At 64.8% G+C, this 15,667-nt stretch carries 13 protein-coding genes; 3 read left to right on the top strand and 10 right to left on the bottom strand.

Annotated features, from left to right (window positions below; genetic code table 11):
• Positions 1-110: 110 nt before the first annotated feature.
• The gene (locus tag IVB46_RS27240; RefSeq protein WP_247309916.1) at positions 111-632 is read left to right on the top strand and encodes a GNAT family N-acetyltransferase; all 522 of its coding nucleotides are present in this window, start codon (positions 111-113) and stop codon (positions 630-632) included.
• A 349-nt stretch (positions 633-981) separates the two neighbouring features.
• On the opposite strand, the gene IVB46_RS27245 is transcribed toward IVB46_RS27240, so the two are convergent.
• The 4 genes from IVB46_RS27245 to IVB46_RS27260 all read right to left on the bottom strand — a co-directional run bounded on the left by IVB46_RS27245 (position 982) and on the right by IVB46_RS27260 (position 4,810).
• Positions 982-1,305, bottom strand: coding sequence for a hypothetical protein (locus IVB46_RS27245; protein WP_247309918.1), 324 nt, complete (start codon positions 1,303-1,305; stop codon positions 982-984).
• Between the two features lie 221 nt (positions 1,306-1,526).
• On the bottom strand, positions 1,527-3,377 hold the full coding sequence (gene ilvD / locus IVB46_RS27250; RefSeq protein ID WP_247343842.1) for a dihydroxy-acid dehydratase: 1,851 nt from the start codon (positions 3,375-3,377) through the stop codon (positions 1,527-1,529).
• Positions 3,378-3,578: 201 nt separating this feature from the next.
• On the bottom strand, positions 3,579-4,448 hold the full coding sequence (locus IVB46_RS27255; RefSeq protein ID WP_247309920.1) for a VOC family protein: 870 nt from the start codon (positions 4,446-4,448) through the stop codon (positions 3,579-3,581).
• A gap of 14 nt (positions 4,449-4,462) precedes the next feature.
• Positions 4,463-4,810, bottom strand: coding sequence for a hypothetical protein (locus IVB46_RS27260; RefSeq protein ID WP_247309922.1), 348 nt, complete (start codon positions 4,808-4,810; stop codon positions 4,463-4,465).
• Between the two features lie 543 nt (positions 4,811-5,353).
• Here IVB46_RS27260 and IVB46_RS27265 point away from each other — a divergent pair.
• Positions 5,354-7,600 (top strand): TOMM precursor leader peptide-binding protein, encoded by a 2,247-nt coding sequence (locus IVB46_RS27265; protein ID WP_247309924.1) that lies wholly within the window; start codon positions 5,354-5,356, stop codon positions 7,598-7,600.
• Between the two features lie 95 nt (positions 7,601-7,695).
• Positions 7,696-9,072 carry a SagB family peptide dehydrogenase gene (locus IVB46_RS27270; protein ID WP_247310077.1) on the top strand — a complete coding sequence of 459 codons (1,377 nt, stop codon included), beginning with the start codon at positions 7,696-7,698 and terminating at the stop codon, positions 9,070-9,072.
• 47 nt (positions 9,073-9,119) lie between these two features.
• Here the strand turns inward: IVB46_RS27270 and IVB46_RS27275 are convergent, their stop codons facing one another.
• From IVB46_RS27275 to IVB46_RS27300, 6 genes are read right to left on the bottom strand one after another with little or no spacing between them, the layout of a single operon-like run.
• On the bottom strand, positions 9,120-9,980 hold the full coding sequence (locus tag IVB46_RS27275; protein WP_208086861.1) for an ABC transporter permease: 861 nt from the start codon (positions 9,978-9,980) through the stop codon (positions 9,120-9,122).
• Entirely contained in the window at positions 9,977-10,906 is a 930-nt protein-coding gene (locus IVB46_RS27280; RefSeq protein ID WP_014495224.1) for an ABC transporter permease, read from the bottom strand. The genes IVB46_RS27275 and IVB46_RS27280 overlap by 4 nt, the downstream gene beginning before the upstream one ends.
• Positions 10,906-11,898: an ABC transporter ATP-binding protein gene (locus IVB46_RS27285; RefSeq protein ID WP_247309926.1), complete on the bottom strand. Its 993-nt coding sequence runs from the start codon at positions 11,896-11,898 to the stop codon at positions 10,906-10,908. The genes IVB46_RS27280 and IVB46_RS27285 overlap by 1 nt, the downstream gene beginning before the upstream one ends.
• Positions 11,895-12,881, bottom strand: a complete 987-nt coding sequence (locus IVB46_RS27290; protein ID WP_247309928.1) for an ABC transporter ATP-binding protein — start codon at positions 12,879-12,881, stop codon at positions 11,895-11,897. Before IVB46_RS27290 ends, IVB46_RS27285 begins: the two co-directional genes overlap by 4 nt.
• The gene (locus IVB46_RS27295; protein WP_247309930.1) at positions 12,882-14,519 is read right to left on the bottom strand and encodes an ABC transporter substrate-binding protein; all 1,638 of its coding nucleotides are present in this window, start codon (positions 14,517-14,519) and stop codon (positions 12,882-12,884) included.
• A 30-nt stretch (positions 14,520-14,549) separates the two neighbouring features.
• Entirely contained in the window at positions 14,550-15,365 is an 816-nt protein-coding gene (locus IVB46_RS27300; protein WP_063983251.1) for a sugar phosphate isomerase/epimerase family protein, read from the bottom strand.
• Positions 15,366-15,667: the final 302 nt, after the last annotated feature.

The raw sequence follows: 15,667 nt of genomic DNA on the forward strand, positions 1-15,667 counted from the left end.
GCGGTCGCTGACGTTGATTTAGGTCAACGGTTGGCGACGGTGTTCGCGTCAATCGGGATCGACCAACCGCCCCGCGGGGGGCGCCGCAATCGGGCCGCGGGAGAACTTAAGTGCCGGATGCCGCAAATTACAGCCGCCAGGAGAGACTACGCGACGGACAATTGGTCGATATCCGGGCGCTTCGTCCCGAGGACGAGCCCGACATGCTTGCCGCGCTCGAGGAGACAAGCGCTCAATCGCTCCGACGCCGCTTCTTTGTGACGAAGCGTCATTTTTCCGAACGGGAGCGCGCTTTTTTCATGGAACCCGATTTCAGAAACCACGTGGCACTGGTTGCGTGCACGGAAGAGGCCAGCCGCAGCATGATCATCGGCGGTGGTCGCTATGTCATATTCGAGCCTGGACGGGCCGAAGCAGCTTTCGTCGTGATCGATGCCTGGCAGGGACGCGGCGTTGGCGGGCTGCTGACGCACCATCTGATCGCTATCGCCCGCGAGGCCGGTTTGACGGAGTTGACCGCGGAAGTGCTACCGGAGAACGCAGCGATGCTCCGCGTCTTCGACAAGTTTGGCTTCAAGCCCGCAACGATCCGCGAACCCGGTGTAATTCACATGGCATTGAAGCTGTCCTAATACGCGGCCGGCACGAGAGCTCCAGCATCGAGAGAAATGGCGGCGGCGCGTCGCGCCACCGTCCGTTGGTACCGGCACCTCCAAACGCGCGCCCTCATCCCAAGCCTGAATTTTCCGCCGCGCGCGATCTGTCAGGCGAGCGTCAGCCTGTTCGTCTAGCTTCGCAACATGTCGGCCGCCGACACACGCCGCCCCTCAGCAATCCCGGACACTGGCGACACCGCCCAGGGCGTCGCTGGTTGCGAGGCCCGGTTGGATTCGCGTCCATTTCCGGGCCTCGTTTGCTGCCTCAAAAGAAAACGGCGCCCCCAAAGGAGCGCCGCCCGAAACTCTTCGTCGCTGCGTTGGCTCAGTAGCCGCAGGACGCGCAGCCCATCTGCACCGGCGCGTAATAGGAATACCCCGGCGAAACCATCTCGACGCGCTGGCGCGTGGCGTATTGCGGCGGGATGCGTTCGTACTGGACGCTCGGCGGTGCCACCATCACGGTCTGCGGCACCATCACGGTGCGGTACTGCGCCGGCGAGCGGTGCGCGACGGTCGCGCCGGGCGACACCATCACGGTCTCGTCGACGGTGCGGTATTGCGGTTGCACGTATTGCTGCTGGTAGCAGGTCTGGCACGGCGGCGGCGCGTAGCAATTATAGCAGCCGGCGGAGGCCGCGCTCGTCATGGAAATCGCGGCGACGACTGTTGAGAAAACGACAGCGAGAGTACGAGACATTGTGGTGGTGCCCCAGTTGCCCAAAATGGATTTGCGAAGGTCGCGAGCAGTATACGCTGCAACATCTTGAGCTGCCGAACTTCGTCGAGGCATCCTTAATGCGAACGGCCGGCTTGCGCCGGCCGTTCAGAACTTGTTGACCATCGCGCGAGGCGCGGACGGTGCAGCGCTTATTCCGTACGCCGCTTCACCTCACGCACCGCACCGCGTGCGGCGCTGGTGGTGAGTGCTGCGTAAGCCTGAAGCGCGGTCGAGACGTTGCGCTTGCGGCCCGTCGCCTGCCAGGCGGCATCGCCCTTCGCCTCTTCTGCCGCGCGGCGCTTGGCGAGTTCCTCGTCGGAGACCTCCAGGCTGATGCTGCGGTTCGGGATGTCGATGGCGATGCGGTCGCCGGTGCGGACGAGACCGATGTTGCCGCCTTCGGCCGCTTCCGGCGACAGATGACCGATCGACAGGCCGGATGAGCCGCCGGAGAAGCGGCCATCAGTGACGAGCGCGCAGGCTTTGCCGAGGCCCATCGATTTCAGATAGCTCGTCGGATACAGCATCTCCTGCATGCCGGGGCCGCCGCGCGGGCCTTCGTAGATGATGACCACGATCTCGCCGGCAACGACCTTGCCGCCCAGAATGCCTTCCACAGCGGCGTCCTGGCTTTCGAACACGCGTGCCGGGCCGGAGAACTTCAGGATCGAGGCGTCCACGCCCGCGGTCTTCACGATGCAGCCGTCCTGCGCGAGGTTGCCGTAGAGCACGGCGAGACCGCCATCCTTGCTGAAGGCATGCTCGAGATTGCGGACCACCCCCTTCTCGCGATCGCTATCGAGCTCGTCGTAACGGCGCTCCTGGCTGAAGGCGACCTGCGTCGGAATGCCGCCGGGCGACGCGCGGAAGAACGTGCGGACAGACTCGCTCTTGGAGCGCTTGATGTCCCAGCGCTCCAGCGCGTCGTTCATGGTCGGCGCGTGCACGGTCGAGACCGAGGTGTCGATCAGGCCGGCGCGGTCGAGCTCGCCCAGAATGCCCATGATGCCGCCGGCGCGATGCACGTCCTCGACATGGACGTCGGCGACCGATGGCGCGACCTTGCACAGCACGGGCACGCGGCGCGACAGCCGGTCGATGTCCTGCATGGTGAACTCCACCTGCCCTTCATGGGCCGCCGCCAGCAGATGCAGCACGGTGTTGGTCGAGCCGCCCATGGCGATATCCAGCGTCATCGCGTTCTCGAACGCCTTGAAGTTGGCGACGTTGCGCGGCAGCACGGAGGCATCGTCCTGCTCGTAATAGCGGCGCACGATATCGACGATGGTGTGGCCGGCCTCGACGAACAGGCGCTTGCGGTCTGCATGGGTCGCCACCACCGTGCCGTTGCCGGGCAATGCGAGGCCAAGCGCTTCGGTCAGGCAATTCATCGAATTGGCCGTGAACATGCCCGAGCAGGAGCCGCAGGTCGGACACGCCGAGCGCTCGATCACCTTGACGTCCTCGTCGCTGACCTTGGAGTCGGCGGCCGCCACCATGGCGTCGATGAGGTCGACGGCCTTGGTCTTGCCCTGCAGCGTGACCTTGCCGGCCTCCATCGGGCCGCCCGAGACGAACACGGCGGGGATGTTGAGCCGCAGCGCGGCCATCAGCATGCCGGGCGTGATCTTGTCGCAGTTGGAGATGCAGACGAGGCCGTCGGCGCAGTGCGCGTTGGCCATGTACTCGACGCTGTCGGCGATCAGCTCGCGCGACGGCAGGCTGTAGAGCATGCCGTCATGGCCCATGGCGATGCCGTCATCGACCGCGATGGTGTTGAATTCCTTGGCGACGCCGCCGGCCTGCTCGATCTCGCGCGCCACGAGCTGGCCGAGGTCCTTGAGGTGGACGTGGCCGGGCACGAACTGGGTGAAGGAGTTCACGACCGCGATGATCGGCTTGCCGAAATCGGCATCCTTCATGCCCGTCGCGCGCCAGAGGCCGCGGGCGCCCGCCATGTTGCGGCCGTGGGTGGTGGTGCGGGAGCGATAGGCTGGCATGGCGGTTTCCGTCCTCGGTTGGGTCAGCCGGGCGGAAAAATGGAAGCCGCCTCAGGCCTTTCCGGCCGGATAGCGCACGGGCTGGGCGCGCGCAACGGGAACTTGCCCCGAAACGGCCCGGATCGGCCAAGCGCAGGCCTCCCCTGCTCCCGGCGCGGGTTATTGCAGGGTCGCGGCAGCGCCGGACGGACGCTGCAGCAGCTAGCGCTTCGGCTTGGGCAGCACAATTCTCCCCTGGGAGGCAATGCCGCCCCACTTGGCGGACCACCCGACTTCCGAGGCCGAGAATGGCTCGATGCCTGCATGACCCCCGGCACCCTGCAGTGCAAACAGGGCGCCCTGGGGATCCACACATCGTGCGATCCAGCAGCCATCAGGCAATTCGATCGGACCCTGGAGGATCCGGCCTCCACCAGCATTCACATGCTTCGTCGCAGCGCCGATGTCGTCGACATTGAAGTAATGCAGCCAACATGGCTGCGCTACGCTCGAAAGTTTGGTCAGCATGCCGCCGGCCGTTTGCCCGCCGGCCGAAAACAATTGATACCAGTCCGCTGGATCGGTTTGAGCGTCAGCCTTCTGCCAACCAAATAGTTCTCTGTAGAAATCGAAGATCACGGTCCGGTCGGCGGCCAATAGCTCATGCCAGCCTACGCGCCCCGGCTCGTCCAGCCGGCCCGGTTTCCATCGGCCATATGTCGGTTTCTCGATCAGCCCGAACGTCGCTTTCTGCGGATCGGCAGCGACTGCTATTCGGCCAATATTGGTGTCGGTCGGCGGCACAAAGATCGTGCCTTCGAGACGCCTGATCTGCGCGGCAGCCCCGTCCAGGTCGTCGACAGCGACGTAACCCATCCATCTCGGCGTTGCCCCTGATCTCCGCCCCTCTTCCGGGATATCCATAAGGCCGCCCAGCGGGGTGCCGCCGCTACGAAGCACCGTGTAAGGCAGTTCCGGAGTCGATTCATCCGTCACGCCCCAGCCGACGACCTTGCGATAGAATGCGCCCGCCGCCGCGACGTCCGTGGTCAGCAGTTCGTACCAAGCGAAACGTCCGAGTTGATCCGCCACGCCGATCTCTCCGTTCAAACCTGGAAGCGATTGCGGCACTGCACCAAGTTGCACGCGCACCGAGAGCGCGGATCGTTGACGCGGCCGTGCCGATTGCCGTTCATAAAGATGAATACATCCCGAACGTGCAGCGCCGCGCTTTTGTGCGCGTAATTGTTGCCCGCGTTATTTCCTGGGCGTAGACTTACCGCGGCTGGGATACTTCTTGCAATGCTCGGAGGTTCGACCATGCGGCAGGCGAAGAAGACTTCTAAAGGGAAGAAGCGAGTAACCAAAGTCGCCGTGCCGGCGTTCGGAGCCGCAGGGTTGACGTTCTCGCTGGCGGGAGGCGCATCGGCGTCCGCCGTGCCGACACCCGACATACAACAATTGCCGCACCTTGGAACGGGCCAGGCAATCACGCTCGATGAAGAGGAAATGGCTGACGTCAGCCTGGCCACCTTCCATCTCTTCGACAAGGAAAACGCCGGTAGCCGCGTGCAGCTGGCATGGCGCGGATGCGGCGGTTGCCGCGGCTGCGGAGGCTGTCGGGCTTGCCGTGGTTGCCGATGTGGCGTCGGTTGCCGATGTGCGGGTTGTGCAGTTGGCTGTGCTGTCGGCTGTGGCGTTGGTGTGGTGGGATGCGCCGTATCATGCGCGGGTTGCTGCGCATCGTGGGGCCGCTGCCGCGTGTGCTAGACCCCGGCGCATTCCGAATGTCAAATTCACGGGTTGATAGGTCATTGGCCGGCCTCAAGAAAGGGTCCGGCCAATTGCTTGATTTCGCTACGACGCCTGCATCGGCGGCTTGCGGGTGACAGCTGAATTCGCTTCAATTCTCTGGGAAAATGCCGGCGCGCGGTCACGACGATCCATCTTGCGCCGGGGATCTAGCGTGACGGCAACAGGATCAGCGTGCTGACTCAATGACTGCAACTCGCAAGACCCGCGTTGCGCGGCAGACCCGCAAAGACATTCTCCGATTTGCACCGAACTTCACCGCTTACGTACTGCCTCCCGATGCGGTTTGTCTCTATTCCGAGAACCGCAAATTCTTCCTGCACGGCGAGCTCTACTGCGCCCTCGCCACTGCGATCGGGCAACACGGCAAGGCCGGGTCGGAGATCATTCGCCAGCTTTCGAAGCGCTTCCCGGCCGACAAGATCGAGGAAGCAATCAAGCGGCTGCTCGATCGCCGATATGTCGTTGCGCGGACCCCGAAAGCGTTCGACGACGCCGTCGGCGGTTTCCTGGCAAGCCTCGGCATGCCCCTGGAGATCGCGGAACAAAATCTTCGCAATTGCCCCGTTCAGGTCGAGTCGATTGACGTCAAAGGCGCCAAGGAGCTGACCGCGGCCTTGGGTAAGCTCGGCGTTCAAATCGCCAAGCGCTCGCCGAAGCTCACGATCACGCTGGTGAACGATTATCTTGACAGGCGACTTGCTGAACTGAACCAGGAACGTGTGGCCGGCAAGACGTCCTGGTTGCTGGTACAGCCATCCGGCGCGTTTCCGCTGGTCGGGCCCATGTTCAAACCGGGCGAGAGCGCCTGCTGGACCTGCCTGTTCGATCGCATGATCCGCAACCGGGAGATCAAGGGGTTTCTTGACCGGGGACCGGCGCGTGCGGTTGCCATGTCGCCTCTCGTCAGAGAAAGCGTCGGCAAGACTGGAATCCATTTTGCGGCAGTCGAGATCGCCAAGGCAATTGCCTCGGATTTTCGCACCGATTTGTGCGATCACATCGCAAGCTTCGACCTGACCGGCGCCGCCATCGCCAAGCACTACGTGACGCGACGTCCGCAATGTCCGACCTGCGGCAGCAGGAAGCTGAACAACCCGCGCCGATCTCCGGCCCTGGTCGAGATTGCCGAGGGCAAGAGACTCGTCATGACCAGCGGTGGATATCGCACCGTGACGTCGCGGTCGACGGTGTCGCGCTTCCGCAAGCATGTGAGCCCGCTGACCGGCGTGGTCACCCGGCTCGAGCGGATCGACGTCGACCTGCCGATGAACACCAATTACTTCGCCCAGCACAATTTCTCCGCGCCGGCCCACAGCATCGACCAGCTCAGGTCCGGATTGAGCGGGGGCAGTTTTGGCAAGGGCTCGACGGCTGAACAGGGCGAGGCAAGCGCGCTGATGGAATCGATCGAACGCTATTCTGGCATTTTCCAGGGCGATGAGATCAGGACGACGCGCCGCTTTGTCGATTTCGCGCCTGGCGACGCGCTTCTTCCCAACGACGTCCAGCTCTTCAGCGAAACGCAGTTCAAGACCAGGTTTCTGCAGCAGCCGGACGATCCCCATCCGGTGCCCGAGCCGTTCGATCCCTCGACGAGGACCGAGTGGTCGCCGGTCTCGTCGTTGCGCGACAAACGCTTCAAATATCTGCCGACCGGCCTCCTATACTTCTTCTATGGCGGCTTTCATACGGATTCCAACGGCTGCGCGGCCGGCAACACCCGCGACGAAGCCATCGTTCAGGGCTTCCTCGAACTGATCGAGCGCGATGCCTACGCGATCTGGTGGTATAACCGGGTGCAACGCGCCGAGGTCGATCTCGGGCAATTCGACGATTTCTATGTTCGGGATCTCCAGGCTCAATTTGCGGAAGCTGGGCGCAAGCTGTGGGTGCTCGACATCACCACGGACCTCGGCATTCCGACTTACGTGGCGATCATGCACTGGATGCAGAATGGACACGAGAATATCGAGTTCGGTTCCGGCGCGCATTTCGACCGCCATATAGCGCTGCTGCGATCCCTCACCGAACTGACCCAATTTATGTCCGTCGGCATGATGGGCGGCGCAAGCGGCGAGAAGCCGACCCTCGACGGTGTCACGCCGCTACGCCTGGAAGACTACCCGTTCCTGACACCGAGCGACCACCCGATCGTCCCCCCGGCGCCGAGCCTCAAGCTTCACGACAATACGCGTGACCAGGTCGTCGCCTGCGTCGAGATCGCCGCCCGTGCAGGCTACGATTTCCTCGTCCTCGACCAGACACGTCCCGACGTCGAGGTTCCGGTCGTCAGAGTCCTCGTTCCCGGCCTGCGTCACTTCTATCGCCGTTTCGCACCGGGTCGCCTTTACGATGTGCCGGTGAAGCTCGGATTGTTGGACCGGCCGCGACCGGAAAGCGATCTGACTTCATTCCTTCCACACACCTGAAGGGCTGCTCTTTCGTGCGCGCTCCCCGGAAAAAGCCGACCAGGAAGATCGCGCCAGACATTGCCGCCCGGTTGAGCCATAATTTCTCCCTCCAGATGCAGCCGGACGGAAACATCACCGCCATTCTGGGCGACTATTCCGTTAACCTCGGACAATTCAGCGCGGCCGCGATGGACTGCGCGCGACATCTGAGCACCGGCCTTCCGCTCGCGTCCTTTGCGGGCAAGAGCGCCCTCGCGAGAGACGTCGACGCCCTGGTGCGTCGCTTGGCCCGGCAGGGGCTTCTGGAATACCGCCTCTCCTCTTCGCGTAACACACAGGACTTCGTGGTCATCGAGCCCCAAGTCCCCGAATACTGGCCGCGGCGCGCGAAGCTGGGCAGTCGTGACACCATCGTGCTATCGCGCTTTGCCTTTCTGCGCCGGCGCGGCAACGAGCTGGTGCTGGAATCGCCACGCGCCGGCGCGTTGTTCCGGATTGGCGATCCCGCCATCGCCGCCACCCTTGCGGCGCTGTCGCAGCCTCGGAAGATCGGCAAGCTCAACCAGAAGGTGGCTTCCTCCACCCTCCATCTGCTCGAACTGTTGCTGGACAGCCAGATCTTGCTCAAGCTCGATGCGAAAGACGGAGAAGGCCTGCGGGTGAACGAAGGCGACGGCAACCTCGTACTCTGGGATTTCCACGATCTGGTGTTTCACACGCGGAGCACAGAGGGTCGGCAAGCCAATCCGGTCGGCGCCGCCTTCACCTATGCCGGCGTCGTTCCGCCGTCGCCGGCGGTGCGTCCGCCCTGGGCCGGCAGCAAGATTGACCTGCGCAAATTCTCCTCCCCGGAGTCGAACTCCCGTTTCCCGAAGCTGTTGCGCGAACGCCATTCAACACGGGATTTCGACGACAAGAATCCGGTCACGCTCGGCGAACTCGCGCAGTTCCTCGACACCAGCGCGCGCGTCTTGTCCGAATGGACGAGCGAGCCGTATTTCGAAGGCGGTTCCGACGTCACCTACAGCACAAGGCCTTATCCGTCGGCGGGCAGCGCGTACGAGCTGGAATTGTACCTTACCGTCGCGAACTGCGACGGGCTTGCGCGCGGACTCTACCACTACGATGCAGGGAGCCACGCGCTAGTCGCCATCAGCGCCTCCCCCCAACAACTCCAGGCGCATTTGGCGGCTGCCCGGTTCGCCATGGACGCGCCGGGTCAGCCACAAATCCTCATCACGATCGCTGCGCGTTTTGGGCGGGTCTCCTGGAAATACAGCTCAATCGCATATTCGCTGATCCTGAAGGATGTCGGCAGCCTGATTCAGACGCTTTACCTGACGGCAACCGATATGGGCCTCGGCGGCTGCGCCATTGGCAGCACCAACATCGATCTGTTCGCGAAAATGACGGAGTTGGAATTCCATATCGAGGGCCCGGTCGGTCAATTCGCGCTCGGGCGCGGCAGGACGCCGGAGGTCCAAGGCTAGAAGCGGGTGTCCGACGGCAAATCGGCGCACGCGTCAGGCCCGTCGCCCTATTGCAGGGTTGGATCGAGCCGGTCGCGCAGCCAGTCGCCGATCACGGAGACGGCCAGCGTGGTGATCACGATGGTGGTCGCCGGCGCCAGCATGATCCAGGGCGCCCGGGTCAGGTACTCGCGGCCATAGCCGACCATGTTGCCGAGGCTGGTCATCGGCGGCTGCACGCCGAGGCCGAGGAAGGACAGGCCGGATTCCATCAGGATCACCTCGGGGAAGACGAGCGTGGTCGAGACGATCAGGGTCGAGGCGATGTTGGGCAGGATATGCCTAAGGTAAATCCGCGACGGCGTGGCCCCTAATTGGCGAACGGCCGCGGCATAGCCTTGCGCATTGGCGGAGATGGCGAGGCCGCGGGCGATGCGGGCGTAGCGCTCCCAGCCGAACAGACCCATCAGGCCGATCAGCAGCGGCAGCGAATTGCCGAAGAAGGCGAGCACTGCGAGCGCCATGATCAGGAACGGCATGCTGGCCTGGAAGTCGGTCAGCATCAGCACGAACTGCTCGACGGCTCCGCGAAAGTGCGCGGCGAGGAAGCCGAGCGTGGTGCCGACGATCGCCGAGATCGCGGTCGCGCCGAAGGCGATCAGGAGCGAGATGCGGATCGAGACGAGGAGCCGCGACAGCACGTCGCGGCCGAGCTCGTCGGTGCCGAGCCAGTGCGCAACATTGCCGGGCGCAGCCAGCCGGTTGCGCAGGTCGAGCTGGGTGAAGCTGTAAGGCGCGATTTTCTCGGCGAACGCCGCGATCACCAGCATGGCGACGATCCAGCTGATCGCGAGTGCGACAGAGACAGGGATCGCGGGAAGGCTGATGCGGCGGCGGACAGCCGTGTCCTTCAGCGTCGTATCGGTCATGCGTGGGCTCCCTTGGCGCGGAGGCGCGGATCGAGGAAGCCGTAGAGGAAATCGACAATCAGATTGGACGTGACCATGGTCATCGCGACCAGCAACAGGATGCATTGCACGACGGCAAGGTCGCGGTTGGCGACGGCGACGACCAGCAGGCGCCCTACTCCCGGCCAGGCAAACACGCTCTCGACCACGACCGCGCCGGCGATCAGCGTGCCCACCATGAAGCCGAGGATGGTGACGGTCGGGATCGCCGCGTTCGGCAGCGCATGCGACGTCACCACCTTGCGCCACGGCACGCCCTTGGCCGAGGCGGTGCGGATATAGGGCTGGCCCAGCACCTCCAGCATGGCGCTGCGGGTGAAGCGCGCCAGCACCGCGGCGCCGCCGAGACTGAGTGTCACGATTGGCAGGATGGCGTGACGCCAGCTGTCCTGCCCGCCCGACGGCAGCCAGCCGAGCTGCACGGCGAAGACGAGCACGAGCAGCAGCGCAAGAACAAAACTCGGCACGGTGAAGCCGGCGACCGCCGTCATCATCACGGCGCGATCGATTCCCGAACCCCGGTGCAGCGCCGCGTAGATGCCGGCGGGAATGCCGAGCGCGACCTTGAAGAAGAACGCCGGCAGCGTCAGCGCCAGCGTTGCCGGAATCCGCTCCAGCACGAGCTCGATCGCCGGTCGCCCGTCGCGCATGGAGCGGCCGAGCTCGCCCTTGGCGATGGCGCCGAAGTAGTCGAGGTACTGGAACCAGATGGGATCATCGAGCCCCCAGGCCTTGCGGAAGGCGGCGAGCACTTCCGGCGGCGCCTCCGGTCCCAAAATCATCAGCGCGGGGTCGCCGGAGAGGCGTAGCACCACGAAGGCGAAGGTGACGACGAGCACGATCGTCAGCGCCGCGCGTCCGATCCGAATGGCAAGGTAGCGTCCCATCAGGCCGCGTCCCGCGTCTCGGCCTGCGGCCCCGTCACGAGGTGGCAGGCGACTTGCCTGTCACCGCTGACGGCCGACAGCACCGGCACCTCGCTCGCGCAGCGCGCGATAGCGCGCGGGCAGCGCGGATGGAAGGCACAGCCTTGGGGCCTGGCCGCCGGGTTCGGCGGATCGCCTGCCAGCACGATGCGGCCCGCGCTGCGGCGGCCCGGTGCCGGCGAGGCTGAGACCAGCGCCTGCGTATAGGGGTGTTCGGGACGCGCGAAGAGATCATCGGCGCTGCCGATCTCGACGATGCGGCCGAGATACATCACGGCGACGACATTGCTGATCTGCCTGACAACGCGTAGATCGTGGCTGATGAACAGCAGCGTCAGCCCGAGCTGCGCCTGGAGGTCGCAAAGCAGGTTCACCACCTGCGCCTGGATCGAGACGTCGAGCGCGCTGACCGGCTCGTCGCAGACGAGGAAATCCGGCTTTGTCGCCAGTGCCCGCGCCAGCACGATACGCTGACGCTGGCCGCCGGAGAGCGCGCCCGGATAGCGCGCGCCATGCGCCGGTGTCAGCTCGACCGCGCGCAGCAATTCGCGCACACGCTCCTCGCGTTCGGCCTGCGTGCCGAGACCGTGAATGTCCAGGGGTTCGCGGATTTGGGCTGCGACCGGCAACCGCCGGTCCAGCGCCCCCAGCGGATCCTGGAAGATCATCTGCATGCGCGCCCGCTGCGCGCGCCACGCCTTCGTGCCTGGCGCGGCCATCGCCTTGCCGTCGAACCGCACCTCGCCGCGATCGGGCGGCTCGAGGCCAAGCACGATACGACCCGTGGTCGACTTGCCCGAGCCGGACTCGCCGACGAGGCCGAGCGTCTCGCCCTTGCGGATCGCAAGTGACAAGCCGTCGACCGCGTGAACCGCTGTGCTGCGGCCGAACATCCCGGAGCGCATCGCGTAGCTGCGCGAGATCGAGGACACCTCGACGAGCGGCGCGCTCATTCGGCGGCGATCCCGAGCAGCGCGCGGCGCGAGGCCTCGGCACGGATGCAGGCAACCACGCGATCGTTCGCGATCGGCGCCAGGCTCGGCACGGCAAGTCCGCACGGCTCGGCCGCCAGCACGCAGCGCGGCGCGAAGGCGCAGCCGCTTGGCATGTGCGCGGGATCGGGAACGGTCCCCGGAATCGCCGTGAGACGCCGACGCGGTCCGTCGAGCGGCGGCAGTGCGCCGATCAGGCCCTGCGCGTAGGGATGCACCGGATCGGCAAAGAGCTGGTTGGCGGGCGCCTGCTCGACGATGCGGCCGGCATACATCACGGCGACGCGGTCGCAGTTTTCCGCGACGACGCCGAGATCATGGCTGATCAGCACCATCGCCATGCTCATCTCGCGGCGGATGGTCGAGAGCAGCTCCAGGATCTGCGCCTGGATGGTGGCGTCGAGCGCCGTGGTCGGCTCGTCCGCGACGAGGAGATCGGGATTTCCGGCCAGCGCCATCGCGATCATGATGCGCTGGACCTGGCCGCCCGAGAATTCGTGCGGATAGGCTTCGAGCCGCCGCGTCGCATCGGGAATGCCTACGAGATCGAGCAGCCGCCGCGCTTCGGCTCTCACCGCCTCGCCCGAGAGAGCGCGATGCAGCGCCAAAGCCTCGCAGAGCTGCTTGCGAATGGTGAGCACCGGATTGAGTGCGCTTGCGGGGTCCTGAAAAATCATGGCGACCCGCCCGCCCCGCACCCGGTCAAGCTCACCCGCGGGTGCGCCGAGGATTTCGCGTCCGTCGAGCCGCACGGAGCCCGAGACTTTTGCATGCCGCGGCAAGAGGCCAAGTGCAGCAAGCCACGTCACTGACTTGCCGGAGCCGGACTCGCCGACGAGGCCGAGGGCCTCGCCCTTCTGCAAAGCGAGATCGACACCGCGCAGGACCGCTACGCCGTTGAAGGCGACGCTGAGGCCCTGGATGCTGATCAGCGGCGTCGCCACTTAAGCCTCGAAATTGCCGGCGCGGAAATCCATCGCGAATGCCGGCGACGCCTTCCACTTGATCGACTTTGGCTTTGCGGTGAAGGTCGCGTTCTGGTGCAGCACCGTATAGGCGGGATCCTCGCGCTCGGCGATCTCCAGCATGCGGTGGAACGCCTTCTTGCGGGCGGCCCGGTCGGTCGAGGTCTCCAGGAACTCCGAAAGCTTGTTCAGTTCGGCGTTGGTCCACTCGCCGATCTGCTGCTGCTGGCCGTTCGGGCCGTGCTGGGCGACCAGCGACGAGACGGGGTCGTTGAAGGCCGCCGAGTTCGACCAGTCGCGCACCGCGCGGGTCGGCGCGCGTTCCATGATCTGCGACCAGTTCTCCTTGGTCTCGATCTGGACGTTGAGGCCGACCGACTTCCACATCTCGACCAGCACCTGCGCGGTCGCGACCTGGTTGGTGTAGTAGTTGTTCAGCAGGCGATAGGGAATCGGATCGCCCTTGTAGTTGGCCTGCTTCAACAGATCCTGCGCGAGCTTCGGATCGTAAGCCGGCACGCTCCAGTCGGCGTTGAACATGTCGCCGTAGAATTCCCACTGAAGGCCTTTCGGCACGCGGGTACGGCCCGCCCACAGGCTGTCGACGATCGCCTGGCGGTCGATCGCGTGGGTGAAGGCGCGCCGCACCAGGGGATTGGCGAGCTGGGCGTGGTTCTTGTCGAACACGGTCAGGCGGTGATTGAGGATGGTGCCGCCCTGCACTTCGAACGCAGAGTTCTTCTCGATGCCGGCAATCTGGTCCGGCGGGATGTCGCAGGCGAACTGGTATTCGCCCGACAGCAGCCCGTTGATGCGGCTCGCGACCTCGGGCACTTCGAGGAAACGGATGCGCTTCAGCGGCGGCCGGCCGCCCCAATATTCGTCATGCGCTTCGAGGGTCAGCGACACGTCGGGCTTGAGCTCGACGACCTTGTACGGGCCCGTCGTGATCGGCTTGCGCGCCCAGTCGAGATAGCTCGCGGACTGCTCCCAGGCGCGGCGGTTCATGATGTCGGAGCCGTAGCGCGACAGCCGGCCCTCGATCGTGACGTCGGGCGTCGCGTTGTAGAAGCGCACCGTGTACTTGTCGACGGCATCGACGCGCACGAGGTCCGGCCAGATGCGGCGGGCGACCGCCGGCACATCAGGCGGCAATTCCTTGCCCGGGCGCGGCGTCGGGATCTTCTCGAAGGCCTGGATGGTGGAGCGGCTCTTGGCCTCGGTCTCGCCGAACATGCGCTCGCGGCTGAAGGTGAAGACGACGTCTTCGGCCGTCAGCTCGTCGCCATTGTGGAACTTCACGCCCTGGCGCAGCTTCACCTCGACGGTCTGGTCGTCGATGCGGCGCCACTCGGTGGCGAGGCCCGGCACGGCCTCCAGGCTGCCGCGCCAGTTCTTGGAGATCAGGCCCTCCCAGATCGAGGAGAAGAACACGCGCTCGCCGACGTTCGATTGCTCGCGCAGCACGTCGAGCACGTTCGAATTCGTCACCTTTTGAACGGCAATCGTCACCGACGGGCGGTTGTCGGCCTGCCCGATCGCAAAGCGCGGCAGGAGAAGCGTGCCCGCGGCAGCGCCGCCGGACTTCAGGATGGTGCGACGGGTGAGTTTGCTCATGACGATAAGCCCTGACCTTTGTGATGCCGGTTATTCAGCGAGACCGAGCGCGGCCAGATGGGCTGCGCCGGCGCGAACGTCGTCGTGGTTGCGGAGTTCGAGAATCAGCCGCGGGTTGGAGGTCAGCCGGCCCAGCGCGCGGAACACGGCCACCCACGGGATGTTGCCTTCGCCAGGCGCCCAGTGCCGGTCGGCAAAGCCGTCGGTGTCCTGGAGGTGCACATGCGTCAGCATGTCGCCGGCGGTTTCGACGTAGTAATCGACCGGCGGAGCGCCGGTGGAAATGTGGGCATAGTTGGCGTGGCCAGTGTCGAGGGAGACGCGGACCTTGTTGCTTTCGAGCGCCTTGGCGAGGCGCACGCGGTCGCGCGGATCCTTGTCCTCGATGTTCTCGATGACGACCTCGCAGCCGATCGTCTCGGCGCGCGCAATCACCTCGGCGAGCGTCGTCTTGACGCGTTCGACGAGATTGCCGCGGTTATCGGGATAGAGGTCGAGATTGTTGTGGTCCCAGGTCGTGAACGGCGAATGGATCACCATCTGCGTCGCGCCGAGGAATTCCGCGGCATCGAGGCCCTGAAGCAGGCGCTTCGTCACCGCCTTGCGGATCAAGGGATCATGGCTGTCGATCTTGAAGCCCCAGAACGGGCCGTGAATGCCGAGCCGGCCGGTATGGCCCGAGAGCATCTGCTTGATCTCGCTGGCCGCACTCCGCCAATCGCCGTCGAGCAAATCCGCGCGGAAAAAGTCCTGGATCTCGAGATCGCGCTGCCGTTCCAGAAGCCAGTCGCGGTGAGCAGGGATCGATTTGATGGACAATGCTGCGCCCAGCACCGGCTTCGACATGGTTTGCTCCTTGACCGTCAGCGATGACGGGAGCAGCGCTAGACCAGTTAAGTGACAGGCCCGTGAAATGCAGGTGCCGCGGCGATGCGCTGATGTGGACATCCCCGCCGATCGCCTGCATCGAATTCAGGCAGCAGCGATCGCAGCAGATGCGGACAAATGCACCAGTGTGCAGCATCAAGCGCGTTCGTGTCCGTAGTGACACGGAATGGAATCCTAACCATACTTCGCGTACATCGCGCGCATCGATCGGCGGCCTTCCAGGGGCATCACCCTCTGATCGCGCTACATGGGGTTGGGGG

Source organism: Bradyrhizobium sp. 61, assembly GCF_023073075.1.
GTDB lineage: Bacteria > Pseudomonadota > Alphaproteobacteria > Rhizobiales > Xanthobacteraceae > Bradyrhizobium > Bradyrhizobium barranii.

What these genes read in the sequence shown, in the direction of transcription:
- ilvD (WP_247343842.1), bottom strand. Translation starts at nt 3,377, where the DNA reads ATGCCAGCCTATCGCTCCCGCACCACCACCCACGGCCGCAACATGGCG.
- IVB46_RS27295 (WP_247309930.1), bottom strand. Translation starts at nt 14,519, where the DNA reads ATGAGCAAACTCACCCGTCGCACCATCCTGAAGTCCGGCGGCGCTGCC.
- IVB46_RS27285 (WP_247309926.1), bottom strand. Translation starts at nt 11,898, where the DNA reads ATGAGCGCGCCGCTCGTCGAGGTGTCCTCGATCTCGCGCAGCTACGCG.
- IVB46_RS27245 (WP_247309918.1), bottom strand. Translation starts at nt 1,305, where the DNA reads ATGACGAGCGCGGCCTCCGCCGGCTGCTATAATTGCTACGCGCCGCCG.
- IVB46_RS27280 (WP_014495224.1), bottom strand. Translation starts at nt 10,906, where the DNA reads ATGGGACGCTACCTTGCCATTCGGATCGGACGCGCGGCGCTGACGATC.
- IVB46_RS27300 (WP_063983251.1), bottom strand. Translation starts at nt 15,365, where the DNA reads ATGTCGAAGCCGGTGCTGGGCGCAGCATTGTCCATCAAATCGATCCCT.
- IVB46_RS27265 (WP_247309924.1), top strand. Translation starts at nt 5,354, where the DNA reads ATGACTGCAACTCGCAAGACCCGCGTTGCGCGGCAGACCCGCAAAGAC.
- IVB46_RS27270 (WP_247310077.1), top strand. Translation starts at nt 7,696, where the DNA reads ATGCAGCCGGACGGAAACATCACCGCCATTCTGGGCGACTATTCCGTT.
- IVB46_RS27275 (WP_208086861.1), bottom strand. Translation starts at nt 9,980, where the DNA reads ATGACCGATACGACGCTGAAGGACACGGCTGTCCGCCGCCGCATCAGC.
- IVB46_RS27260 (WP_247309922.1), bottom strand. Translation starts at nt 4,810, where the DNA reads ATGTCGGGTGTCGGCACGGCGGACGCCGATGCGCCTCCCGCCAGCGAG.